Genomic DNA, 22,813 nt, shown 5'->3' with positions numbered 1-22,813 from the left:
GCGATCCATATTGGGAGGGAAACCAAGATGAATATCCGGAACGGGGCCAAGGCCCCTAGAACGCGGCTTCTGGCCGGCGTCTCGCTGGCGGTGCTGTTGAGCCCCGCGCTGGCCCTGGCCCAGGCGCCCGCCAAGCCCGCGGCCGACGCGCCGATCACCGACAACCAGGTCAGCGAGGTGGTCGTCACCGGCTATCGCGCCGCCCTGCGCAGCGCCATCGACACCAAGAAGAACTCGGACGTCATGCTCGACGCCATCAACGCCGAGGACATCGCCGACTTCCCCGACTCCAACCTCGCGGAGTCCCTCCAGCGCCTGCCGGGCATCTCGATCGACCGCGACAACGGCGAGGGCCGCACGATCAGCGTGCGCGGCCTGTCGGGCGACTTCAGCCGTGTACGGATCAACAACATGGAGGCCCTGTCGACGGGCGCGGCCAACGACTCCGGCGCCAGCCCCAACCGCTCGCGCGCCTTCGACTTCAACGCCTTCGCGTCGGAGCTGTTCAGCTCGGTGCGGGTGCGCAAGTCCTCGTCCGCCGAGGCCGACGAAGGCTCGCTGGGGGCTACGGTCGACCTGATCACCGGCCGCCCCTTCGACTACAAGAAGAGCGCCTTCGCCCTGTCGGCCGAGGACAGCTATTACCAGAACGGCAAGAAGCACAGCCCGCGCATCACGGGCCTGGTGTCCAACCGCTGGTTCGACGGACGGATGGGCCTGCTGCTCTCGGCCGCCTACGCCAAGCGCACGTCCGAGGACGACACCTACGCCCGCGGCGGCGGCTCGTCGGACTACACCTATCGCGGCTCGACCTGGACCGGCGACGAGCTGCCCGGCCGCGCCGGCTTCGCCGCCCCCACCGGCACGGTGTTCACCGCCCTGATCCCGACCACGCTGACGGGCGCGGCGCTCGACGCCTACAAGGCCAATCCGGCCAACTACTACAACCCGCTGGCCAATCCGGCCGCCTATGCCGAGATGACCGGCTCGGATCCGGCCGCCTACGCCAAGCTCTATCCCAACTGCGCGGCGACCGCGGCCCAGTCGGTGGCGACCCTGACGCCGACCTCGCCGGGCTGCAACGACAGCCTGATCCGCTTCCCCGCCTTGCCCTCGATCGCCCAGCGCGACGTCGAGACCGAGCGCCTTGGCCTGACCGGCTCGTTCCAGTTCGAGATCGGCCCGCGCACCAAGCTGTCGGTCGACGGCCTCTATTCGCGGTTCGAGAGCGTCAGCACCAACTACCAGCTCTCGCCGGTCGGCCTGAACCGCAACAACACCAACGCCAGCTACCAGTACGGGGCCAACGTCCCCACCGCCACGGCCCGGGCCGGCAGCGCCATGACCGACGCCCAGCGCCGCGCCCTCTATCCCGGCGGCTGCACCTTCACCGCCGAGACCGACCTCAACCCCGGCCAGGACTGCGGCCAGCAGATGTTCGGCCAGACGCCGGTCAGCGGCTACACCTACAGCTACAATCCCAACAATCTTGATCCCTACGAGTACTACACCAACCCGTCCTCGCCCGGTTACGTCGGCTCGGCCACATCCCTGCCGTTCCGCGGCGACCTGATCGGCCGTCCGTCGGTCAAGCTGCTCGACGCCGAGGTGGTCGGCCAGAACGCCGAATATCTGAAGCTCGGAAATGTCGACTGGCGCTCGGGCGCCGATCGCGGCGCCTACACCACCGACTTCCGCCAGGTCTCGGCCGAGCTGACCCACGAGTTCAGCGACAAGCTCAAGGCCGTGGTCGCCTACGGCGCCTCGCGCTCGGAGAACAAGAACCAGGGCACCCTGGTCGAGTTCAACTACATGGACGCCCAGGAGGCCTTCATCTTCGACGAGCGGGGCGCCAAGGGCATGCCGCGTTTCGACGTCGGCTTCGACGCCGCCGACCCCACCAAGTGGGGCATCGTCAAGGGCTTCTCAGGCATGCGCAACTACACGCGCAACACCCTGAACACCTACAACGGGATCAAGGGCGACGTGACCTACGAGGTCGACGACCACTGGACCCTGAAGTTCGGGATCACCGGCCGCAAGTACGAGTTCTCGACCGACCAGTACGAGCGCAACAACGACCTCTTGAACCCGACCGAAAGGGAGGCCGGCGTCAGCGTCGCCTCGCTGGGCCAGGTCATCGAGTTCGGCCAGGGCCTCGACGTGCCGGCCGGCTCGACGACCCGCTTCTTCGCCCCCAGCCTGGAAGCCTTCGACAAGGTCTTCGGCTTCACCTGCAACTGCATCAACAAGTACGGCGACTTCCGCATCACCCGGAAGCGCAACCGCTCGGCCTCGTTCGAGGTGGCCGAGAAGAACCTGGCCTACTACGCCCAGTTCGGCTTCAACTACGAGGTCTGGGGCGGTCGTCGCCTGTTCGGCAACATCGGCGTGCGCCAGGCCGAGACCGAGGTCGAGTCGGCCGGCGAGACCACGGCCGGCCGCCGCATCACCGGCGAGAACAAGTACAGCGACACCCTGCCGTCCGGGAACCTGACCTGGGAGGCGTGGGACAATCTCTACATCCGCTTCGCCGCCGCCAAGGTCATGGCCCGTCCGCTGCTGGGCAACCTGTCGCCGGCCATCACCGGGGTCAGCGTCCCGGGCGACGGCTCGGTCACCGGCGGCACGCTCACCGTCGGCAACCCCAAGCTCTCGCCGTTCCGCGGCAAGGCCTTCGACGTGGCGGCCGAGTGGTACTTCGCCAAGGGCGGCCTGATCAGCCTGGGCTACTTCCGCAAGGACATCGACTCCTACCCGCAGACCGTCTTCTACGAGGCCCCGCTGTCGGCCTTCCTCGACGCCGACGCCATCGCCCAGCTGCGGGCCCAGTTCCCCGGCGAGACCGGCGGCGACGTCTTCCGCCGAGCCTATATCGACGCTGACAACGTCATGCTGGCCCGGCAGGTCCGCGACGCGCCGGGCGGGGTGCTGCAGGGCTTCGAGTTCAGCTACCAGCAGGATTTCACCTTCCTGCCCTGGTACTTCAAGAACCTCGGCGTCCAGTTCAACGTCACCAAGCTCGACACCGAGCTGAAGTACATCCTGGATCCCGGCGCGGTGAACGCCACCACCGGCGCGGTGACCAAGGCCCCGGTCTACGGCACGGGCCCGTGGCTCGGGGCCTCGCCCAAGGGGGTCAACTTCACGGTCTATTACGAGACCAAGAAGTTCAACGCCCGCGTCTCGATGGCCCAGCGCGACGAGTACTACACCAAGTACCCGATCGCCTCGGGCAACTGCGACCCGGGCCTGCAGGCCAACGGCTCGGCCTGCGACGGCCCGCTGATCAACGAGTTCGACGGGGCGAAATCGACGATGAACGTCGACTTCTCGATGCGCTACCAGCCGCTCAAGCAGGTCGCCATCACCTTCGAGGCGCTGAACATCACCGACGAGAAGTCCGAGCGCTTCACCTACACCGACCCGGTGATCCTCTCCTACGGCGGCAGCGGCCCCAACTATCGGATCGGGGTGCGGTACAAGTACTAGGGACCTTCTTTCCAGATCCGCCCTCTCGAATTTCGTCATCCCTGGCGAAGGCGCGTCGCGCCGCAGACCCGGGACCCAGGGGCCGGCGCACTGCTGTCGCCCTTGGGTCCCGGCTCTGCGCTTCGCTACGGCCGGGATGACGACGAGGGGAGCGGTTGGGTTGGAGATTTCCCCTCCAAAGACTGGCCGTCCGCGCCCCTCCGCGCGGCGGCCGTCCCCTTCGGCTGTCCCCCAGGGCTCGAAGGCGGCCTGGGCGGAGGACCCTTGCGGTCCTCCGCCGCTTCTTTTTCAGTGCGAGCCAGAGGGGCTGACGATGAAAGACCTCATGCCGATCGACCGGCGCGCCGTCCTGGCCGGAGCCGGCCTGCTGCTGCCCGCCGCGGCCTGGGCCAAGGCGCCCGACCTCGCGTCCGCGGGCTGGGCCAGCGCGAGGGGCGGGGAGGGCGGCCGCGTCATCCGCGTCACCACCCTGGCGCCCGACGGCCCAGGCTCGTTCCGCGCCGCGGTCGAGGCGGCCGGCCCGCGCAAGGTGGTGTTCGACGTCGCCGGGGTGATCGACCTTGGCCGCAAGAGCATCCGCATCCGCGAGCCCTTCCTCACCGTCGCCGGCGAGACCGCGCCGTCGCCTGGCGTCACCTTCATCCGCGGCGGCATCCAGGTGGAAAGCCACGACGTCGTCCTGCGCCACCTGCGGGTCCGCGCCGGCCGCGACGGCGCCCCCGACCGCAGCGGCTGGGAGGTCGACGGGATCACCTGCTGGAAGGCCCATGACGTGGTCGTCGACCACTGCTCGATCGCCTGGGCCACCGACGAAAACCTCTCGGCCTCCGGCCCGCGCTTCGACGGCGGCGACACGGTGGAGGCCTGGCGCAACGGAACCTCCCGCCGCATCACCTTCAGCAATAACATCGTCGCCGAGGGCCTGTCCCACGCCAGCCACGTCAAGGGCGAGCACTCCAAGGGCACGCTGATCCACGACAACGCCACGCAGGTTCTGATCGTCGGCAACCTCTACGCCCACAATCTGGAGCGCAACCAGCTGTTCAAGGGTGCGGTCCACGCGGTGTCGGCCAACAACCTGGTCTACGACCCAGGGACACGGGCCATGCACTACGCGCTGAACGCCCCCGAATGGGAGGGCCGCGCCTGGCAGGTCGGCCAGTTGGCCCTGGTCGGCAATGTCGTCAAGGGCGGCGCCTCGACCCGGCCCGACCTGCCGTTCCTGATCGTCGAAGGCCAGGGCGACCTCGACCTTTACGTCTGGGACAACCGGGCGACCTACGGGGATGGAAGGCCGATGCCTGACCTGCGGATCCTGCCTACGACGCCCTTGCCGAAGGTGCGTCGGCTGGCGCGCGCGCCGCTGTGGCCAAGGGGATTCAAGCCTCTGCCGGCCGCCAAGGTCGAAGCGACGGTCCTGGCCACGGCCGGCGCCAGACCCTGGGATCGCGACACGATCGACCTACGCATCCTGCGCCAGGTGAAGGATGGGACAGGCCGCGTGATCGACGACGAACAGGAGGTCGGCGGCTATCCCCATTGAGCCGCTGATCTGAAGCTTCCGCGCTGACCCCCTCCGGCCCTCCTGGCCACCTCCCCCATAGGGGGAGGATTACGCCGCGTAGATGCTCCCCCTCTGGGGGAGCTGTCGCGGAGCGACTGAGGGGGCCGCGTAGCGGAACCTCCCCCCGTGGGGGAGGCGGCCGAAGGCCGGTGGGGGGACGGTTTCAGCTTTCCAGGCGCTGGCCGTCCTTGCAAACACCCCCACCGATCGCTGCGCGATCGCCTCCCCCAGAGGGGGAGGTTCCTTGACCCGCCAAGGATCGCTCCGGCTTCGAAACGCGTTTGACCCCCGACCAGTAACCAAGGCGGGCGTCATGACCAGCTTCTCCTCCCTTCGCCGGGATCTCCTCACCCGGCCGATCTTCCAGTGGGCGCAAGGCGTGATGCCGGCCCTGTCGCAGACCGAGCGCGACGCCATCGACGCCGGCGACACCTGGTGGGACGCGGCGCTGTTCACCGGCGATCCGGACTGGAACGAACTGCTGTCGTTCCCCAAGCCCCAGCTGCGCCCCGACGAGCAGGCCTTCATGGACGGCCCGGTCGAGCAGCTCTGCGCCATGCTCGACGACTGGACCATGACCTGGAAGACCCGTGACCTGCCGCCGCAGGTCTGGACCTTCCTGAAGGAGCAGAAGTTCTTCGGGATGATCATCCCGAAAGAATACGGCGGCCTCGGCTTCTCGGCCTTCGGCCACGCCGAGATCGTCCGCCGCATCGCCACCCGCTCGGTGTCGGCGGCGGTGACGACCATGGTGCCCAACTCGCTCGGCCCCGGCGAGCTGATCCTGCGCTTCGGGACCAAGGCCCAGCAGGACCACTGGCTGCCCCGCCTGGCCGACGGCCGCGAGGTGCCCGCCTTCGGCCTGACCAGCCCCGAGGCCGGTTCCGACGCCGGGGCGATGATCGACGAGGGCGTGGTCTGCCGCGGAACCTGGGAAGGCCGCGAGGTGCTGGGCGTCCGCCTGAACTGGCACAAGCGCTACATCACCCTTGGCCCCGTCTGCACGGTGCTGGGCCTGGCCTTCAAGTTGCGCGACCCCGACGGCTATCTGGGCGGCGAGGAAGACGTCGGCATCACCTGCGCGCTGGTGCCGACCACCACGCCCGGCGTCGAGATCGGCCGCCGCCACCTGCCGGCCTTCCAGACCTTCCAGAACGGCCCCAACTGGGGCAAGGACGTCTTCATCCCCATGGACCTTCTGATCGGCGGCGCCGAGCGGGCCGGGCAGGGGTGGAAGATGCTGATGACGGCGCTGGCGGCCGGGCGCGGCATCTCGCTGCCGGCCCTGTCGGGCGCGGCGGCCGCCTTCAGCGCCCTGACCACCGGCGCCTACGCCCGGGTGCGCAGCCAGTTCAACGTGCCGATCGGCAAGTTCGAGGGCGTGCAGGAGCGTCTGGCCCGCATCGCCGGCAACGCCTACCTCGTCGATGGCGCGCGCCGCCTGACCTGCACGGGCCTGGATCTGGGCCACCACCCGTCGGTGATCTCGGCCCTGCTGAAGTCTGGCGCCACCGAGCGGATGCGGATCGTCGTCAACGACGCCATGGACGTCCACGGCGGCAAGGCGATCATCGAGGGGCCGCGCAACTACATGGGCGCCCAGTACCGCGCCGTGCCGGTCGGCATCACCGTCGAGGGCGCCAACATCCTGACCCGCAGCCTGATGGTGTTCGGCCAGGGCGCGATCCGCGCGCATCCCTTCATGCTGGAAGAGATCCTGGCGATCGGCGCGCAGGACCTCGACCGGTTCGACGAAGCCTTCTGGAAGCACGTCGCCCACAGCCTTCGCAACGGCCTGCGCACCGTGGCCCGCAGCTGGAGCGGGGGCGCGGTCTCGCCGGTTCCGGACGCCGGTCGGGCCACCCGCTTCTACCGCCAGATGGGCCGCTACTCGGCCGCTTTCGCCCTGGCCTCCGACATCGCCCTGCTGACCCTGGGCGGCGACCTGAAACGCAAGGAGATGCTGTCGGCGCGGCTGGGCGACATCCTGTCGGAGCTCTATTTCCTGTCCGGCGCGCTGAAGCGCTGGGAGGACGAGGGCCGCCAGGACGCCGACTTCCCGCTGCTGCACTGGTGCGCCGACACCGCGTTCGCCACCATCGAGCAGCGCTTCGACGAGCTGTTCGCTAACCTGCCCAACCGCCTGGCCGGGTGGATGCTGCGCGCGGCCATCCTGCCGTTCGGCGCCCGTCGTCGCGGGCCGTCGGACAACCTCACCCGCGCCTGCGCCGAGCTGCTGATCCAGCCGTCCGAAACCCGCGACCGCCTGGTCGAGAACGTCTATGTCGGCGGCAAGGACGAGGCGGTCGGCCAGCTGATCGACGCCTTCGAGCGCGTGGTCGCCACCCAGCCGATCCACGATCGCCTGAAGGCCGCCAAGATCCGCGACCGCCGGGTCGCTTGGGAGCAGGGACTGATCACCGCCGACGAGGCCGCCGCCCTCGACGCCGCCGATAAGGCCGTGGCCGAGGTCATCGCCGTCGACGACTTCGCCCACGACGGCCTGGCCGCGCCGGCGCCTGTCCACAGCGACGCCGCCCCGCGTTCGCCGAGCCCGATCGACCGGGGAGAGCCGCGCAGCTTCGAAGGGGCCCAGCCCAACATCTGAGCCCAGCGCCTAAACCACTGTATGGGTGTCGCGGTCGAAGGCGGGGGGCTAAGGCTTCCCCGTCAGCGTCCAAGTTCCGGGCGTGCTTAGAGAAACGCCATGTCCCCCCGGCGCGCCATCGCCGTCATCGACGACGACGCCCTCGTCCGTTCCGGCCTGGCGCGGTTGATCCGCTCCTTCGGGCTGGAGGTCGGCGTCTTCGGCTCGGCGGCGAGCTTCCTGGCCTCCGGTCCGGAGACCTGGGCCGTGGTCGTCACCGACATCCACATGCCCGAGATCTCGGGCCTCGATTTGCTGCGCCGCCTGCGGGGCAGCCATCCGGACCTGCCGGTGGTCGTGGTCACGGCCTTTCCGGACATGCGCGACCAGGCCCTGGCGGCCGGCGCCCGGGACTTTCTCGAAAAGCCCTGCGCGCCCGACCGGATCGAGGCCAGCTTGAAGACGATGCTGGGCGAGGCCTGAGGCGGCGCTTGTCAGAAACGGGGCGGGGGCCCCAAGGTTAGCTTGGTGGAGGCGGGGATGGCCAAGGCGGAACGGCAGGCGGACGAGGCGGTGCAGACCGTGCTGATCGTCGACGACAACGAGCTGTTCCGCGGCTCGATGGACAAGCTGTTCCGGTCGGTCGGCCTGCAGACGGCGCTCTACGCCTCGGCCCAGGCCCTGCTGGACGCGCCGCTGCCGAACAGCGCCTGCTGCATCCTCGTCGACGTGCGGATGCCCAAGATGAGCGGCCTCGACCTCCAGGAAGCCCTGGCCGCCCGCCGGGTGCGCGCGCCCGTCATCGTCATGACCGGCCACGCCGATGTGCCGATGACCGTCCGGGCCATGAAGGCCGGGGCCGTCGATTTCCTCGCCAAGCCCTTCCGCGACCAGGACGTCATCGACGCCGTCACCGCCGCCCTGGCCAAGGACGGAAAGCGCCGCGAACTGGCCCGCGACGTCGCCGAGGTGAAGGCCCGCTTCGACGCCCTGACCCCGCGCGAACAGCAGGTCATGACCCTGGTCACCACCGGTCTGCTCAACAAGCAGGTCGCCGGCGAACTGGGCCTCCAGGAAATCACCGTCAAGCTCCACCGCGGCAGCCTGATGAAGAAGATGCAGGCCGGCTCCTTCGCGGAACTGGTCCGCATGGCCGAGGCGCTGGAGCGCGAGCGGGCGGCGGGGTAGAGCGAGCCCCCATCCTCCCGTCATTCCCGCCCTTGTGGCGGGAACCCCTGTGTCCGCCCGCACGTGAAGCGCCAGCGGCGTGCTCGGCACGCCGCCCCCTCCGCTCTTGCGGCTGAAAGAGGGTTTCCCGCCACAAGGGCGGGAATGACGGGAGGAAAGAAAGCCGTGACGGGCTAATCCACAGCCGGCAACCGGATCTCGATCCGCGCCCCGGCGTCGCTCGGCAGAATCGCGATCCGGCCGTCGTGCGCCGCGACCGCCGAGTGGCAAATCGCCAGGCCCAGGCCCATGCCGCCGGACTTGGTCGTGTAGAAGGCGTCGAAGGCCCGCTCGGCTGCTTCGGGCGCGAAGCCCGGGCCGGTGTCGGCGATCTCGATCACCGCCTCGTCGCCTTCGCGGGTCGAGCGCACCGAAAGCCGCCGCACGCCGCCGCCGGCCATGGCCTGAACGCCGTTGAGCATCAGGTTGACCAGGGCCTGTTGCAGCACCACCCGGTCGCCGTGGACCACCGTCTCGCCGGCCTGAGTCTCAAGGACAAGTTCGACCTCATGCTCGGCGACCTCGCGGGCCACGAACCGGGCCGAGGCGGCCAGCAGGCCGTCCACCGCCAGCGGCTCGCGCTCGGCCGGGGCGTGGGCGATCAGGCCGCGGATGCCGCGCACCACCTCGGCGGCGTGGTGGGCGGCGGTCACCACGTCGGCGACGGCCTCCTTGGCCTCGTCGAGGTCGGGCTTGTCGCGGTCGAGCCAGCGCTGGGCGGCGCCGGCGGCGTTGGAGATCGCCGCCAGCGGCTGGTTGACCTCGTGGGCGATCGAGGCCGACAGCACGCCCAGGGTCGCCGCCCGCAGGGCGTGTTCCAGCTCGGCGCGGGCGCGGTCCAGCCGCTCCTGCATCCGCCGGCGTTCGGTCAGGTTGATGATCGAGGCCTGCACCCGGTCCAGCCCCCGGGCGTCAGGTGGGAAGTTCAGGGCCACGATCACCGGGATCAGCTCGCCGGTGCGGCTGCGCACCACGGTCTCGGTCTCGAAGCTGCCCCGGCCCGCGTCGAAGGCGACCAGGAACTGGGCGAAGGTCTCGTCGGTCTCGGGCAGCAGCTCGTCCAGGCGACCGAAGAAGTCGGCCTTGTCGGTCACGCCCATCATGGTCAGGGCCGTGGCGTTGACGTCGGTGATGCGCACGCTCGCCTTGATCTGGCGCACCAGCTCGGGATGCCGCGCCAGGTGGTCGGCGAGGTCGGTCACGCCCTGGGCGCGGATGGCGTCGAGCGCGGCCTTCGCCGGCCGAAAGTCGTGCTCCCAGATCGACACCGCCAGGGTGTTGAAGATCGTCCGGTAGCGGGCCTCGCTGAGGCTGAGGGTCTGGCGGGCCTGCTGGTTGCGCCCGGTGAGGAAGGCCGCCACGCCCAGCGCCGCCAGGCTGACCAGCAGCCGCAGGGAGGGGCCAAGCTGCGGCGCGTGGCCGTGGGCGACGGCGAAGCTGATCGTGGCCAGGGCGGCGCAGGCCAGGGTCACCGCCCATAGCCGCCGGCCCGGCAGGTCCTCGCCGACCAGCAGCAGGACCAGCACGTAGAGCACCGCCACCGCGCTCGACAGCGGCGTGAAGGTGTCGACCACGAAGACGGCGGCGGCGATCGCGGCCGCGCCGCCCAGCCGCAGGCGGCGTCCGAGCGGCGAACTGTTGGGCGAAGGAAAGGGCTGGGCGAGCATGGGAAACTTCATAGCCCGGCTTCCGCCGTCACCGGGACCCCATACGAAGGTCTGGGGCGGGCCAACCAAGTCGGTACGCCCGGCCTACGTCCGTTCGGTGTCCCGATGTCATGGGGCTTCTCTAGGGTTGCGGTCATCAGAGGCGGCAGGAGGCCGGACCCATGTTGCGCACCATAGAGACCCAAGCTGTCGCCCCGCCCGCGTCCGGCGCGCCCCAGGCGATCTGGCTGCTGGAACAGGCGCGGGCCGCCCTGGAGGACGACATCGGTTCGGCGCGGGCGATGCTCGATCGCCTGGCCGCGGTGCTGACCGGTCCCCGCGAGGAGCGCAGCTTCCGGCCCAATTCGCCGGCCCGGGCCAGCGGTCCGGCCCGCGGCGGCCTCGCCGGCTGGCAGATCCGCGCCGTCGCCGCCCATGTCGAGGCCAATCTCGACGGCAGCCTGCACGTCGAGACCCTGGCGGCCCTGGTCGGGCTCAGCGCCAGCTACTTCTGCCGGGCCTTCAAGGTCAGCACCGACGAGACCCCGCACGCCTGGATCATGCGTTGCCGGCTGGAGCACGCCCAGTCCCTGATGCTGGAGACCGACGAGAGCCTGGCCCACATCGCCGCCGTCTGCGGCCTGGCCGACCAGGCCCATCTGACGCGGCTCTTCCGCCGGCACACGGGCTGCACCCCTCACGCCTGGCGACGCGAGAACCGCCCTTGGGGCCGCGTGCTGGTCATGGGCTCGCTGAAGCGGGCCTGAGCCGAGGGGGGGAGCGTTCGGCGAGGGTGGTTCGTGGCGCATGCGCCCTGCGTGAACACGCCGCCGCGGGACGTCTTGTCGAAACCCAGCATCGCGGCGCCGTCCCGGCCCTGCCGTCCGAAAGAGCGCGGCCGTACAAGCCGGCGCCGCGCATCGCCAAGAGATCCTTCCCATCCGGCGTCAGGATGACGCCGACGATCCTTCCAGGAGACAGAACATGGACATCGAAACCGCCCGCTCGCGCCGCCTGGCCCCGCTGACCACGCCCACGGGCCTGGGCGAGGCCGCCGCCAAGGACATCTCGGCCGCCCTGACCGCGCTGCTGGCCGACGTGTTTGCGCTCTACATCAAGACCAAGAACTTCCACTGGCACGTCTCGGGCCCGCACTTCCGCGACTACCACCTGATGTTCGACGAGCAGGGCGACGAGCTCTACGCCATGACCGACCCGATCGCCGAGCGCGTGCGCAAGCTGGGCGGCACGACCCTGCGCTCGATCGGCCACATCGCCCGCAGCCAGCGCGTGCTCGACAACGACGCCGACTATGTCGAGCCGAACGACATGCTGGCCGAGCTGCGCGACGACAACGGCGCCCTGGCCGCCGCCATGCGCGCCGTCCACTCGGCCTGCGACGAGCACGGCGACATCGCCACCGCCAGCCTGCTGGAGAACTGGATCGACGAGACCGAAAAGCGCGTCTGGTTCCTGTTCGAGGCCGGGCGCCGCGACCGCGCCTGATCCCGCCGCGACGCTCCCCGGTCGCCCGGGGAGCGTCCAGGCCCTCGTTCGAGAGCTTCCGCCATGACCGGCATCCAGAAACTGGCCGTCAGTACGGCCGCCGCCGCGCTTTTCGCCCTTGCGGCTTTCGTCGCGGTGCTGCCGCATGGCCATGCGGACGGTTTCGTCCAAGACTCCGCCGCGCCGCGTTCCTCGCACTAGAGCCGCCCCCTGGAGTCCTGGCCATGAACAAGCCGCTCGCCGCCGACGATCCCTACGCTCGCACCGCCCAGATCTTCCCGGTGCTGACGCCGGAGCAGGCGGGGCGGCTTTCCACCTACGGCGCCGAGGAGGTGGTCGTTCCCGGACAGGTGCTGTTCCGGCGCGGCGACCGGCGGGCCGACTTCTTCCTGGTGCTCGAAGGCAAGGTCGGGATCACCCGCACCGGCGAGGTTGGCGACGACGAGATCATCACCGTCCATGGTCCCGGCCAGTTCAGCGGCGAGCTCGACCAGGTCAGCGCCCGCGCCCTGCTGGTCGGGGCGGTGGTGGTGGCGCCCGGCCGTGTGGTGCGCGTCGCCCACAAGGACGTCGCCCACATGATGGCCGCCGAGCCCGACATCGGCGAGATCATCATGCGGGCCTTCATCCTGCGGCGGATGGGCTTCCTGCATCACGGCCAGGTCGGCATCGTGCTGATCGGCCGGCCCGACGATCCCGACACCCTGCGCATCGAGCGCTTCGCCGTGCGCAACGGCTATCCCCTGCGGCTGGTCGATGTCGACAACGACCCCGACGCCTCCAGCTGCCTTGGCCGGCACGGCCTGACCCTGGGCGACCTGCCGGCGGTGGTCACGCCCGACCGGGTGGTGATGCTCAATCCCGAGACCACCGTCCTGGCCGACCGCCTGGGCATGACCGAGCGCTTCGACCCCGACCAGGTGTTCGACGTCGCCGTGGTGGGGGCCGGTCCGGCGGGACTGTCGGCGGCGACCTATGCGGCCTCCGAAGGCCTTTCGACGGTGATCCTCGAGGGGCTGGCCCCCGGCGGCCAGGCCGGGGCCAGTTCCAAGATCGAGAACTATCTGGGCTTTCCCACGGGGATTTCCGGCCAGGCCCTGGCCGGCCGCGCCCAGGTCCAGGCCCAGAAGTTCGGCGCCCGGCTGGCGGTGTCGCGCGCCGTGGTCGGCGTCGATTGCGAGCGCCGGCCGTTCCGCCTGAAGCTGGAGGACGGCCAGACCCTGCAGGCCCTGGCGGTGGTGATCGCCTCGGGCGCCCGCTATCGCAAGCTCGACGTGCCGGACTACGACCGCTTCGACGGCCAGGCGATCCACTATGCGGCCACGGCCATGGAGTCCGACCTCTGCCGAGGCCAGTCGGTCGTCGTTGTCGGCGGCGGCAATTCGGCCGGCCAGGCGGCGATGTTCCTGTCCCGCACCGTCGGCCACGTGCACATGCTGGTGCGCGGCGAGGGTCTGGCGGCGACGATGTCGGACTATCTGGTCCAGCGCATCGAAAGCTCGGCCCGCATCACCCTGCATCCGTTCAGCGAGGTCACCCGCCTGGAGGGCGACCGCACCTTGCGCCGCATCGGCTGGACCGACCGCAAGACGGGCGAGGAGACGGTCGTCGACGCCGGCGCCCTGTTCGTGATGATCGGCGCCGAACCCAACACCGACTGGCTGCGCGGCTGTCTCGACCTCGACCAGCAGGGCTTCGTGCTGACCGGCGAGAGCGGCGTCGCCGCCGCCCGCTCGGCCTACGAGACCGAGCGCCACGGCATCTACGCCGTCGGCGACGTGCGCTCGGGCTCGATCAAGCGCGTGGCGGCCGGGGTGGGCGAGGGCTCGGTCGTGGTCTCGGCCATCCACCGGCACCTGGAGGAGGCGCGGGCGCGGTAGGGGGCTCCCTATCTCCCGTCATTCCCGCCCTTGTGGCGGGAACCCCTCTGTCCGCCGCAAGGGCGGAGTGGGCGGACCGCCGGCGGTCCGCTTGCTTCTCACGTGTCAGCTGAACCAGGGGTTCCCGCCACAAGGGCGGGAATGACGGGAGGAAAAGGAGACGCTCGTCGTCACCCCTCCACCCACCGCTTGATCGGCCGGGGATGCGGCGTCTTGTACTCGCTCAGATCGAACGACACCTCGTCGACATAGCACCAGCCCCAGCCCTCGGGCGGGTCGTAGCCTTCGATGATCGGGTGGCCGGTCGCCTTGAAGTGGCCGGTGGCGTGCTTGCCGGGCGACTGGTCGCAGCAGCCGACGTGTCCGCAGGCCCGGCACAGGCGCAGGTGCACCCACCAGCCGCCGGTCTTGAGGCAGTCCTCGCAGCCGTCGGCGCTGGGCGTGACGACGACGATGGTCGAAAGGTGCGAGCAGCTCATCGGACCGGCCTTCCTGGTGCGGGCGTCGAGCCCACCATGCACCCAAGTCCGCCGCCGTGCTTGCGCGATCTCGCCCCGGCTTGCTCCGGACGATCCCGCCCCGGACGCAAGCCGCGTCCGGGGCGGGGCCGACGTCAGAAGTCGTAGGTGACGCGGGCGTAGTAGTAGCCGCCGTTGATCCCGAACGGCGAGAAGCTGGGATACTTCGCCACCCCCGGATTGCCGGCCGCGACCGAGGCGGCCGTGCCGGCGATGTTCAGCTCCTCGGGATAGACGTCGAACAGGTTGTTGGCCCCCAGCGCCACCTTCAGCCCGTCGGTGACGCGATAGGACAGCTCCAGGTCGGTGATCAGGTGCGACTTGATCTCGTCCTTGAAGTAGGTCCCGTTGACGTTGGTGTAGGCCCAGGCCTTGCCGTACAGGGTGTTGACGAGATTCACCGTCCAGCGGTCGTTCGTGTAGACCGCCGACAGGTTGGCCTTGTAGCGCGGCGAGGCGTGCTCGAGGAACGCGATCGCCGCCTTGTCGTAGAGCACCGAACCGCCCAGGCCCGAGGGCGGGGAGGCGATGCGGGTGACCTTGGTCTGGTTGACGTTGACGCCCAGGGTCCAGTCGATCTTCCCGAACGCGCCCAGGTCGGTCCAGGTCGCAGCCAGGGCCTCGACGCCGCGGGTGCGGGTGTCCAGGCCGTTCGAGAACAGGTTGATGCCGGTGGTGCCGACCGACGGATCCAGCGTGTTGCCGTTGGCGGCGATGGCATTGGTGATGGCCGCGTTGACCACCGTCCCGCCGATCTTGCCGTAGAGCGCGCCGCTGCCGACGATGCGGTCCTCGATTTCGATCTGGTAGGCGTCGATGGTCAGGGACACGCGGGGCAGGGGCTCGGCGACGATGCCGACGCTGAGGTTGGTCGACTTCTCCGGATCCAGGCCGTCGACGCCCAGCAGCTTGGCCCCGGCCGAGCCCGGCGCCAGCTGCACGAAGGCGGTGGTCGGCGAGACGTTGGTGGCCGAGTAGTAGAGCTCGGCCAGGGTCGGCGCCCGGAAGCCCGTGCTGACCGTGCCGCGCACCGCGAAGGCCGGGGTGAAGTCGTAGCGGCCGGTCAGCTTGGCGATGTCGGCCGAGCCGAAGTCGCTGAACTTCTCGTGGCGCACGGCGAAGTCGAGCTTCAGGTTCTCGACCGGCGAGACGGCCACGTCGGCATAGGCCGCCCAGCTGTCGCGATCGTGCTCGCCGGCGTCGGTCAGGGCGAAGCCCGGATAGGACTGCGAGCCGGACTTGTAGCGCGAGGCGTAGTCGCCGGCCTTGATCTCGTAGGTCTCGTTGCGCTGTTCCAGCCCCAGGGCCAGCGTCAGCGGCGAGGCCCAGCCGACCTCGAACTCGCGGCTGAGATCCAGGTTGTTGGTCCACTGGCTGAAGATGAAGTCGCCGGCGTGGAAGTCGATCGGGGTCGCGCCGGCGTCGCTATAGAGCTGGATGTTGGCCGAGTTGCGCACCCGCACCTCGTGGTCGTCGCGGCCGTAGGTGCTGGAGAGGTCATAGCGCCAGCCGCCGAACACCTCGCCCTTGATCCCGCCGGTCAGGGCGGCGTCCTTCTCCAGCGTCTCCAGCCGCGGGCTGAAGCCCTTCGGATAGACGGCCGGCAGGCGGTTGGGCAGGCGATAGTTCTCGTAGGCCGTGGCCTTCTTCACGCCGTACGTGCCGAAGGCGTAGACCTCGATCGCCTCGCTGGCCTTCCACCCGGCCGAGGCCGTGCCGACGTTCAGCTGGTAGCGGGCGTCGCCGGCGATCTGGTTCACATACGGATAGCCGGCCAGGGCCGAGGGCCAGGTGGGATTGGCGGTCACCGCCGAGGTGGAGATCACGCGCGCGTCGGGATTGCCGCTGAAGCTGAAGTCGTGGAAGCGGTTCTCCAGCGTCACGTTGACATAGGCGCCGGGCGCCGGGGCGAAGCCGGCGTTGGCCGACAGGCTGTAGGTCTCGCCGTCGTTCTTGTAGTAGGCGCCGCCGCTGGCCGAGGCGCTGCCGCCGTGGTCGGCGTCCTTGAGGATGATGTTGATCACCCCGGCGATGGCGTCGGTGCCGTACTGGGCCGCCGCGCCGTCGGTCAGCACCTCGATGCGCTCGATCGAGGCGGTCGGGATGAAGTTGAGGTCGGCCCCCGCCGAGCCCTGATAGGCGCCCGCCAGCACGGCGAGGTTGGCGGTGCCGTGGCGGCGCTTGCCGTTGATCAGCACCAGGGTGTGGTTCGCGCTCAGCCCCCGCAGGCGCGCCGACAGGGTCAGGTTGGCCGCGTCGCCGCCGAAGGCCTGGGCGGTGAACGACGGCACCAGGTTGCTGAGCGCCAGGCGCAGATCGAGCTGGCCGGTGCGGGCCAGGGCGTCCTCGGCGATCACCTGCACGGGCGCGGGGCTGTCGACCGCGCGGACGCCGGTCTGGCGGGTGCCGGTGACGATCACGCCTTCGACCGAGGCCGCGTCCGGCGCGGGTTCCGGCGCGACGGGATCGGCGAAGGCCGTTCCCCAGACCGCCAGCGACAAGGCGAGCGCCGACGCGCCCAGAATTTGGGTTTTCATCTTATCCCCCGATGAAAGTTTCAGATTGTTGGGAAGGGTGCGCGATCGGCCGGGAAAGCGGCCCCCGTCGCGCGGCGGGGTCTTGGGCGTCGCGGGTCCCTTAGCGGACCTTGGCGGCGACGAATTCGATCTCGACCAACGCGCCGGGCAGAACGAGCCCCGCCACCTTCACCGTGCTGCGCGCGGGCTTGTTGGGCTGGGCGGCGGTGCCGAAGACCTCGCTCCAGGCCTTGTTGAGGCCGGCGAAATCGATCTCGCCGCCCTTGGCCGGGTCGCCGACCAGGAAGACGGTGGCCTTGACCACGTCGCCGTGGGTGAGGCCCTCGGCCTTCAGCGCGGCTTCCAGCTTGCCCAGCACCGAGCGGGTCTGGGCCTCGGTGTCGCCGGGCTTGGCCTTGTCGGCGATGGTCGGCAGGGCGCCGCTCAGGAAGACGAGTTCGGTCCCGGCCGGCACGGCCACCGACGGGGTGATGGCGATTGCGCCGGACGACGGTGCGCGACGGATCTCAGCGGCCCCGGCGGCGCCCGCCGCGAATGCGGCGGTCAGAACAAGGGCGAAGGCGAGCTTGCGGATCATGGGTGGGTCTCCGTTCGGGAAAGGGTGAGCCCGTCGGCGCGGACGCGCTGGGCGATCAGGCCGACCGTGCGGCGGGCGGCGGCGACGCCGCCCTCCTGCCAGCTGGGCAATTGCGAAAGGTGGGCGCCGGACAGGAAGATCCGTCCCTGGGGCTGGTTGAGCAGGCGATAGGCGGCCGGGTCGTTGCCGTCGCCTTCCCAGTGGATCCACGGGCCGAGGTTGAAGGCCTGGCGGTTCCAGTCGATGACCAGCGGCGCGGTCGGCTCGCGGCCCTTGCCGGGATGCAGCTTGTCGATCGCCGCACGGGTCAGGGCCACCTGCTCGTCGAAGCTGCGGGCCTGGAAGGCGCGGGCGGGCGCGCCGACGGTGTAGGCGCCGACCAGCAGGCCGCGCGGTTGGTGGAAGCCGGCGCTGGGGTACCAGACCAGGGTCGTCTCGCCGCCGACGAACGACAGCCCGCCATAGATCTGCTCGGCCTCCCAGAAGCGCGGGGCGTCGAAGGCCACCTTGGTGGCGTTGTCGTACTTGGCGCCGGCGATGGCGGTTGTGACCTCGGCCGGCAGGTCGTTGGCGATCCTGGCCAGGATCGGCAGCGGCACGGTGACCACCAGATAGTCGGCGGTCAGCTTGCGGGCCGCGCCGCTCTTGCGGTCGCGGATCGCCACCTCGGCGATCTTCGGCGTCTGGCGGAAGGCTGTGACCTCGGCGCCCAGCAGCACCGGTCCTTTCAGCGCCTTGTGCAAAGCCTTGGGGATGGCGTCCATGCCGCCCGTGGGCTCCAGCATGGTCGCCTGCATGAGGATGTTCTCCTCGAACAGGGCGTAGGGCAGGGCCTCGTCGGACAGGAGGTCGCGCAGCGGCAGGGGCGGGCGCGCCACGCCCCGCTGGTCGGCCGCGCCGGGCGTGGTGACGTAGCCCGAGCGTTCCGAGCCCCTGTAGGCGCCGCCGGCGTCGAGGTCGCCGTAGGTCTTCAGGAAGGCCAGCAGCCGTTCCTTGTCCGGACCGGTCAGTTCCTGGTCGAGGCCGCCGCCGCGCGTGGCCTTGGCCAGCAGTTCCGACAGGCCGCCGCGCAGGTCGTTGATCGCCTGGCGCTGCTGCACCGGCTTGCCGCCGAAGGCGCCGTCGGATTGCAGCAGGCTGCTGCGGCTGGAATTGACCTCCACCTCCAGCGGCACGCCCAGGGCCTTGGCGTAGGACAGCACGCCCTGGTGATGGCTGGGCAGGCGGGCAGGGCCGGCGTTGAAATAGAGGCCGGGCGAGAAGCCGGCGGTCTGGCTGGGGCGATCCAGCGTCTCGACGCGGTCGCCGCCGCGGATCGTCCAGTTGCGGCCGCCGACCCGTTCGCGGGCCTCGACCACCGTCACCGAGAAGCCGGCGCGCTCCAGCTCATAGGCCGCGACGAGGCCAGCGATCCCGGCCCCGAGCACGACGACCGAGCGGCCCTTGCCGAAGTCGCGCGGCAGGTCCGGCGCCGCCTGGGCGAAGGCGCTGGACGTAAGGCCAAGGCCTTGGAGCGCCGCATAGCCGGCGGCGAAACCGCCCAGGGAGAACGCGCGGGTGATGAACGAACGACGACTGACCAAGACCGGAAACGCCCCTGAATGAACCTCCCCCTAAAAGCGGCCGCCGCCGAAGCGGCGGCCATGAGTGAACGCGGGGAAGTCGCCAAAGAAGGAAGCGTCGGCTTGCGTCGCTCCCAAGGCCATTGCTGGGCGCCGGCTACCGCTCTCGGTATTCAGAAAAACTACAGCGGCTTGTCGTTGTTCTCCCGGCCAATCTTCACAAGTCTGCTTCGCTGTTGATTTTTATGACTTATCGAATTGTCTCGATGATAAGTTTTCGTCACGTTCAGGCTTATGAGTAATTGCGTTCGTTCTATTGCGATCGGTGATGTTTGGCGGGGCTCATTCGGCGTGTTGAGCACGGCTTGAGCATCAGGGCGTGTTCGGCGCGGCCGCAACCTTCGGTGAGAGTTTTTCTGCCCGGGCGGCGAGATTATCGGCCGTGCGGATGGCGCGGCGGCGGGCTTAGGTTTTCGGCATCGCCGTTTTCGCTATCGACGTGAAAAAGCTTCAGGAGAAGCCGATGTCCGACCGCAAGCCGCACCCCGAAACCCTGGCCCTGCACGCGGGCTGGCGGGCCGACCCGACCACCGGCGCGGTGGCCCCGCCGATCTACCAGACCACGTCCTACCAGTTCCAGAGCGCCGACCACGCGGCCGACCTCTTCGCCCTGCGCCAGCTGGGCAATATCTATACCCGCATCGGCAACCCGACGATCGACATCCTCGAGCAGCGCCTGGCCGCCCTCGAAGGCGGAGCCGCCGCCCTGGCCGTGGCTTCGGGGCAGGCGGCTTCCGCCTTCGCCATCCAGAACCTGGCCCGGGCCGGCGACAACATCGTCAGCTCGACCGACCTCTACGGCGGCACCTGGAACCTGTTCGCCAACACCCTGCGCGACCAGGGGATCGAGGTCCGCTTCGTCGATCCGGAGGATCCCGAGGCCTTCGCCCGCGCCACCGACGCGCGCACCCGCGCCTACTACGCCGAGACCCTGCCCAATCCGAAGCTGACGGTCTTCCCGATCGCCGAGGTCGCCGCCATCGGCCGCAAGCTGGGCGTGCCGCTGATCGTCGACAACACCGCCGCCCCCCTGCTGGCCCGGCCGCTGGAGCACGGCGCGGCGATCGTCGTCTATTCGACCACCAAGTACATCGGCGGCCACGGCACCTCGATCGGCGGCGTCATCATCGACGGCGGCAATTTCGACTGGGAGGCCCATCCCGAGCGCCAGCCGTCGCTGAACACCCCCGACCCCAGCTATCACGGCGCGGTCTGGAGCCAGGCGGCCAAGCCGCTGGGGCCGATCGCCTACATCCTGCGGGCCCGCACCGTGCTGCTGCGCGACCTGGGCTCGGCCCTGTCGCCGTTCAACGCCTTCCAGATTCTGCAGGGGCTGGAGACCCTGCCGCTGCGCATCGCCCGCCATTCGCAGAACGCCCAGGCCGTGGCCGACCATCTGGCCAACCACCCCGACGTGATCCGGGTGATCCACCCCTCGGCCCAGGACGGCCTGCGCCGTCAGCGCGCCGACCGCTATCTGTCGGGCGGATATGGCGGCCTGGTCGGCTTCGAGCTGGCCGGCGGGCGCGAGGCCGGGCGGCGGTTCATCGACGGCCTGAAGCTGTTCTACCACGTGGCCAATATCGGCGACGCGCGCAGCCTGGCCATCCACCCGGCCTCGACCACCCACTCCCAGCTCAGCGCCGAGGACCAGGCGGCCACCGGCGTCTCCGACGGCTATGTGCGCCTGTCGGTGGGACTGGAGCACATCGACGACATCCTCGCCGACCTCGACCAGGCCCTGGCCTCGGCGCGGGAGCTGCCCGCCGCGGCGGAGTGATCCGCTACGCATGAAGAAAAGCCCCGCCAGGCGGATCGCCTGGCGGGGATTTTTTGCATTTAGAACAAAACTCTAGCCTAAAAACTTCGCCATCCCGGCCGTAGCGAAGCGAAGAGCCGGGACCCATGGGCGACCGCACTGCGACTGCCGCCGCCTGCGCGGACAACCCCGCCGCAGCGCCCAGTCCCCTGGGTCCCGGATAGCCTCTTCGAGGCTTCCGGGATGACGGTCTATTGAGGGGTGGTGTCAGCGCGCCCCAACCCCGCCAGCCCCCGGTTCCACGCCACGAGGGGCGCGGCCGGGGTGAAGGCGAAGCGTTCGGCTTCGACGATGAAGACCGAGTGGCTGCCGGTGTCGATCACCGCGTCGACGAAGCATTCGGCCCGCGCGATTCCGCCCCGGAAGGCCGGCGGCGCGCCGGGGTGCAGCCGCCAGCGTTCGGGCGCGAACCGTTCGGCCGCCCGCGACCCGCTGGCGAAACGCAGGGCTTCCTCCTTGTCGTCGGCCGCCAGCAGCGACACCGACAGGGAAGGGCGGCGGAGGAGAGCGTCGTGACATCCCGCCTCCTTGCGCACGCAGAACAGGAAGCGCGGCGGCTCTACCGACAGCCCTGTGATCGAGCTGACCAGCAGGCCGCGCGGCGCCTCGCCGTCCCAGCAGGAAACGATGGCGACGCCGCTCGCGAGGTGCGCGAGCACGTCGGTAAAGGTGGCGGGCGGGGCTTCTCCCGCCGCCGCGGCGTCGTAGCGGGCCATCAGCCGGCCGCCGCCGCCGGTTGGGCCTCGAGCTGGGCTTCGCGCTCGGCCACCAGCTTGCGCACCAGCGGCAGCAGGTCGCGGCCGTAGGCGATGGCGTCCTCGACCGGATCGAAGCCGCGGATCAGGAAGGTGGTGACGCCCAGGTCGTAATAGTCGAGCAGGGCCTCGGCCACCTGCTGCGGCGTGCCCACCAGGCCCGTGGAGTTGCCGGCCGCGCCGGTGACGGCGGCGACGCCGGTCCACAGGCGCTTGTCGAGGCGCGAGCCTTCGGCGGCGGCGTCCAGCAGGCGCTGCGAGCCGGCGTTGGGCGGGCGGTGGCCGCTGGTCGGCAGGCCGGCGGCCTCGCGCAGGGCCTTGGTCTTGGCCACGATCTCGTCGGCGCGCGCCCAGGCGGCTTCTTCGGTGTCGGCGATGATCGGGCGCAGCGACAGCGAGAACTTCACCTGGCGGCCGTGCTTGGCGGCGGCGTGGCGGACGCGGGCGATGGTCTCGGCGACCTGGGCCTGGGTCTCGCCCCACAGGGCGAAGATGTCGGCGTGCTTGCCGGCCACCGGGATCGCCGCGTCCGACGAGCCGCCGAAATAGACCGGGATCTGGGGCGCGCGCAGCGGCTTCACGGCGCCGAAGCCCTGGTCGACCTGGTAGTATTCGCCCTTGTAGTCGAACGGCTTTTCGCTGGTCCACTCGGCGCGGACGATGTCGAGATACTCGCTGGTGCGGGCGTAGCGCTCGTCCTTGGTCAGGTGGTCGCCGTCCTTGGCCAGTTCCTCGTCCGAGCCGCCGGTGATGATGTGCACGGCCACGCGGCCGCCGGTGAAGTGGTCCAGCGTCGCCAGCTGCCGCGCCGCCAGGGTCGGGGCGGTGAAGCCCGGCCGGTGGGCGATCATGAACTTCAGGTTCTTGGTCACCGAGGCCGCGTGCGCCACCACCAGCTGGCTTTCCGGGCCGGTCGAGTGGAAGGCGACGAGGGCGCGGTCGAAGCCGCCTTCGTCATGGGCGCGGGCGATCTTCTCGACATAGTCGACGTCGATGACCGGGCCGGCCGGCGGATGGATCTCGGAAACGTTCTGGGTGTGGATGATACCGATGAATTCGACGCTCATGGGGAAAGCTCCTGAG

17 protein-coding genes are annotated in these 22,813 nt (G+C 70.0%); 10 read left to right on the top strand and 7 right to left on the bottom strand.

Annotated elements, in window-relative coordinates; translation table 11 throughout:
• Positions 1-27 precede the first annotated feature (27 nt).
• From AC07N1_RS02590 to AC07N1_RS02570, 5 genes are all read left to right on the top strand, one after another.
• Entirely contained in the window at positions 28-3,492 is a 3,465-nt protein-coding gene (locus AC07N1_RS02590) for a TonB-dependent receptor domain-containing protein (RefSeq protein WP_494670359.1), read from the top strand.
• A gap of 313 nt (positions 3,493-3,805) precedes the next feature.
• On the top strand, positions 3,806-5,035 hold the full coding sequence (locus tag AC07N1_RS02585) for a pectate lyase family protein (protein ID WP_494670358.1): 1,230 nt from the start codon (positions 3,806-3,808) through the stop codon (positions 5,033-5,035).
• A gap of 334 nt (positions 5,036-5,369) precedes the next feature.
• The gene (locus tag AC07N1_RS02580) at positions 5,370-7,664 is read left to right on the top strand and encodes an acyl-CoA dehydrogenase (RefSeq protein WP_494670357.1); all 2,295 of its coding nucleotides are present in this window, start codon (positions 5,370-5,372) and stop codon (positions 7,662-7,664) included.
• Positions 7,665-7,763: 99 nt separating this feature from the next.
• Complete coding sequence (locus AC07N1_RS02575; protein ID WP_494670356.1) at positions 7,764-8,126, top strand: response regulator transcription factor; 363 nt, start codon at positions 7,764-7,766, stop codon at positions 8,124-8,126.
• A gap of 57 nt (positions 8,127-8,183) precedes the next feature.
• Positions 8,184-8,831 carry a response regulator transcription factor gene (locus AC07N1_RS02570; protein WP_494670355.1) on the top strand — a complete coding sequence of 216 codons (648 nt, stop codon included), beginning with the start codon at positions 8,184-8,186 and terminating at the stop codon, positions 8,829-8,831.
• A gap of 173 nt (positions 8,832-9,004) precedes the next feature.
• On the opposite strand, the gene AC07N1_RS02565 is transcribed toward AC07N1_RS02570, so the two are convergent.
• A complete protein-coding gene (locus AC07N1_RS02565; RefSeq protein ID WP_494670354.1) occupies positions 9,005-10,537 on the bottom strand; it encodes a sensor histidine kinase in 1,533 nt (510 codons plus the stop codon).
• A gap of 161 nt (positions 10,538-10,698) precedes the next feature.
• Here AC07N1_RS02565 and AC07N1_RS02560 point away from each other — a divergent pair, with 161 nt between their 5' ends.
• From AC07N1_RS02560 to AC07N1_RS02545, 4 genes are all read left to right on the top strand, one after another.
• A complete protein-coding gene (locus AC07N1_RS02560) occupies positions 10,699-11,283 on the top strand; it encodes a helix-turn-helix transcriptional regulator (RefSeq protein WP_494670353.1) in 585 nt (194 codons plus the stop codon).
• A 217-nt stretch (positions 11,284-11,500) separates the two neighbouring features.
• Positions 11,501-12,022 (top strand): Dps family protein, encoded by a 522-nt coding sequence (locus tag AC07N1_RS02555; RefSeq protein ID WP_494670352.1) that lies wholly within the window; start codon positions 11,501-11,503, stop codon positions 12,020-12,022.
• 63 nt (positions 12,023-12,085) lie between these two features.
• Entirely contained in the window at positions 12,086-12,223 is a 138-nt protein-coding gene (locus AC07N1_RS02550; RefSeq protein WP_494670351.1) for a hypothetical protein, read from the top strand.
• A 23-nt stretch (positions 12,224-12,246) separates the two neighbouring features.
• Positions 12,247-13,902, top strand: coding sequence for an FAD-dependent oxidoreductase (locus tag AC07N1_RS02545; protein WP_494670350.1), 1,656 nt, complete (start codon positions 12,247-12,249; stop codon positions 13,900-13,902).
• A 170-nt stretch (positions 13,903-14,072) separates the two neighbouring features.
• Here AC07N1_RS02545 and AC07N1_RS02540 read toward each other — a convergent pair whose 3' ends face one another.
• The 4 genes from AC07N1_RS02540 to AC07N1_RS02525 all read right to left on the bottom strand — a co-directional run bounded on the left by AC07N1_RS02540 (position 14,073) and on the right by AC07N1_RS02525 (position 19,117).
• Positions 14,073-14,381 carry a UBP-type zinc finger domain-containing protein gene (locus tag AC07N1_RS02540; RefSeq protein WP_494604016.1) on the bottom strand — a complete coding sequence of 103 codons (309 nt, stop codon included), beginning with the start codon at positions 14,379-14,381 and terminating at the stop codon, positions 14,073-14,075.
• A gap of 134 nt (positions 14,382-14,515) precedes the next feature.
• Positions 14,516-16,957 (bottom strand): TonB-dependent receptor plug domain-containing protein, encoded by a 2,442-nt coding sequence (locus AC07N1_RS02535; protein ID WP_494670349.1) that lies wholly within the window; start codon positions 16,955-16,957, stop codon positions 14,516-14,518.
• Between the two features lie 100 nt (positions 16,958-17,057).
• On the bottom strand, positions 17,058-17,534 hold the full coding sequence (locus tag AC07N1_RS02530; protein ID WP_494670348.1) for a RidA family protein: 477 nt from the start codon (positions 17,532-17,534) through the stop codon (positions 17,058-17,060).
• A complete protein-coding gene (locus AC07N1_RS02525; RefSeq protein WP_494670347.1) occupies positions 17,531-19,117 on the bottom strand; it encodes a flavin monoamine oxidase family protein in 1,587 nt (528 codons plus the stop codon). The genes AC07N1_RS02530 and AC07N1_RS02525 overlap by 4 nt, the downstream gene beginning before the upstream one ends.
• Before the next feature lie 502 nt (positions 19,118-19,619).
• Here AC07N1_RS02525 and AC07N1_RS02520 point away from each other — a divergent pair.
• Complete coding sequence (locus AC07N1_RS02520; RefSeq protein WP_494670346.1) at positions 19,620-20,936, top strand: O-acetylhomoserine aminocarboxypropyltransferase/cysteine synthase family protein; 1,317 nt, start codon at positions 19,620-19,622, stop codon at positions 20,934-20,936.
• Positions 20,937-21,166: 230 nt separating this feature from the next.
• Here the strand turns inward: AC07N1_RS02520 and AC07N1_RS02515 are convergent, their stop codons facing one another.
• Together AC07N1_RS02515 and AC07N1_RS02510 are read right to left on the bottom strand one after the other, a co-directional pair.
• On the bottom strand, positions 21,167-21,691 hold the full coding sequence (locus AC07N1_RS02515) for a flavin reductase family protein (RefSeq protein WP_494670345.1): 525 nt from the start codon (positions 21,689-21,691) through the stop codon (positions 21,167-21,169).
• Positions 21,691-22,797 (bottom strand): LLM class flavin-dependent oxidoreductase, encoded by a 1,107-nt coding sequence (locus AC07N1_RS02510; RefSeq protein WP_494670344.1) that lies wholly within the window; start codon positions 22,795-22,797, stop codon positions 21,691-21,693. The genes AC07N1_RS02515 and AC07N1_RS02510 overlap by 1 nt, the downstream gene beginning before the upstream one ends.
• Between the last annotated feature and the right edge of the window lie 16 nt (positions 22,798-22,813).

This window comes from Caulobacter sp. GW821-FHT09B11 (assembly GCF_059418205.1).
This window is presented reverse-complemented; position numbering and strand designations above follow the sequence as displayed.

What these genes read in the sequence shown, in the direction of transcription:
- AC07N1_RS02515 (WP_494670345.1), bottom strand. Translation starts at nt 21,691, where the DNA reads ATGGCCCGCTACGACGCCGCGGCGGCGGGAGAAGCCCCGCCCGCCACC.
- AC07N1_RS02575 (WP_494670356.1), top strand. Translation starts at nt 7,764, where the DNA reads ATGTCCCCCCGGCGCGCCATCGCCGTCATCGACGACGACGCCCTCGTC.
- AC07N1_RS02530 (WP_494670348.1), bottom strand. Translation starts at nt 17,534, where the DNA reads ATGATCCGCAAGCTCGCCTTCGCCCTTGTTCTGACCGCCGCATTCGCG.
- AC07N1_RS02570 (WP_494670355.1), top strand. Translation starts at nt 8,184, where the DNA reads ATGGCCAAGGCGGAACGGCAGGCGGACGAGGCGGTGCAGACCGTGCTG.
- AC07N1_RS02545 (WP_494670350.1), top strand. Translation starts at nt 12,247, where the DNA reads ATGAACAAGCCGCTCGCCGCCGACGATCCCTACGCTCGCACCGCCCAG.
- AC07N1_RS02560 (WP_494670353.1), top strand. Translation starts at nt 10,699, where the DNA reads ATGTTGCGCACCATAGAGACCCAAGCTGTCGCCCCGCCCGCGTCCGGC.
- AC07N1_RS02580 (WP_494670357.1), top strand. Translation starts at nt 5,370, where the DNA reads ATGACCAGCTTCTCCTCCCTTCGCCGGGATCTCCTCACCCGGCCGATC.
- AC07N1_RS02585 (WP_494670358.1), top strand. Translation starts at nt 3,806, where the DNA reads ATGAAAGACCTCATGCCGATCGACCGGCGCGCCGTCCTGGCCGGAGCC.
- AC07N1_RS02555 (WP_494670352.1), top strand. Translation starts at nt 11,501, where the DNA reads ATGGACATCGAAACCGCCCGCTCGCGCCGCCTGGCCCCGCTGACCACG.
- AC07N1_RS02590 (WP_494670359.1), top strand. Translation starts at nt 28, where the DNA reads ATGAATATCCGGAACGGGGCCAAGGCCCCTAGAACGCGGCTTCTGGCC.
- AC07N1_RS02535 (WP_494670349.1), bottom strand. Translation starts at nt 16,957, where the DNA reads ATGAAAACCCAAATTCTGGGCGCGTCGGCGCTCGCCTTGTCGCTGGCG.
- AC07N1_RS02565 (WP_494670354.1), bottom strand. Translation starts at nt 10,537, where the DNA reads ATGCTCGCCCAGCCCTTTCCTTCGCCCAACAGTTCGCCGCTCGGACGC.
- AC07N1_RS02510 (WP_494670344.1), bottom strand. Translation starts at nt 22,797, where the DNA reads ATGAGCGTCGAATTCATCGGTATCATCCACACCCAGAACGTTTCCGAG.
- AC07N1_RS02550 (WP_494670351.1), top strand. Translation starts at nt 12,086, where the DNA reads ATGACCGGCATCCAGAAACTGGCCGTCAGTACGGCCGCCGCCGCGCTT.
- AC07N1_RS02540 (WP_494604016.1), bottom strand. Translation starts at nt 14,381, where the DNA reads ATGAGCTGCTCGCACCTTTCGACCATCGTCGTCGTCACGCCCAGCGCC.
- AC07N1_RS02520 (WP_494670346.1), top strand. Translation starts at nt 19,620, where the DNA reads ATGTCCGACCGCAAGCCGCACCCCGAAACCCTGGCCCTGCACGCGGGC.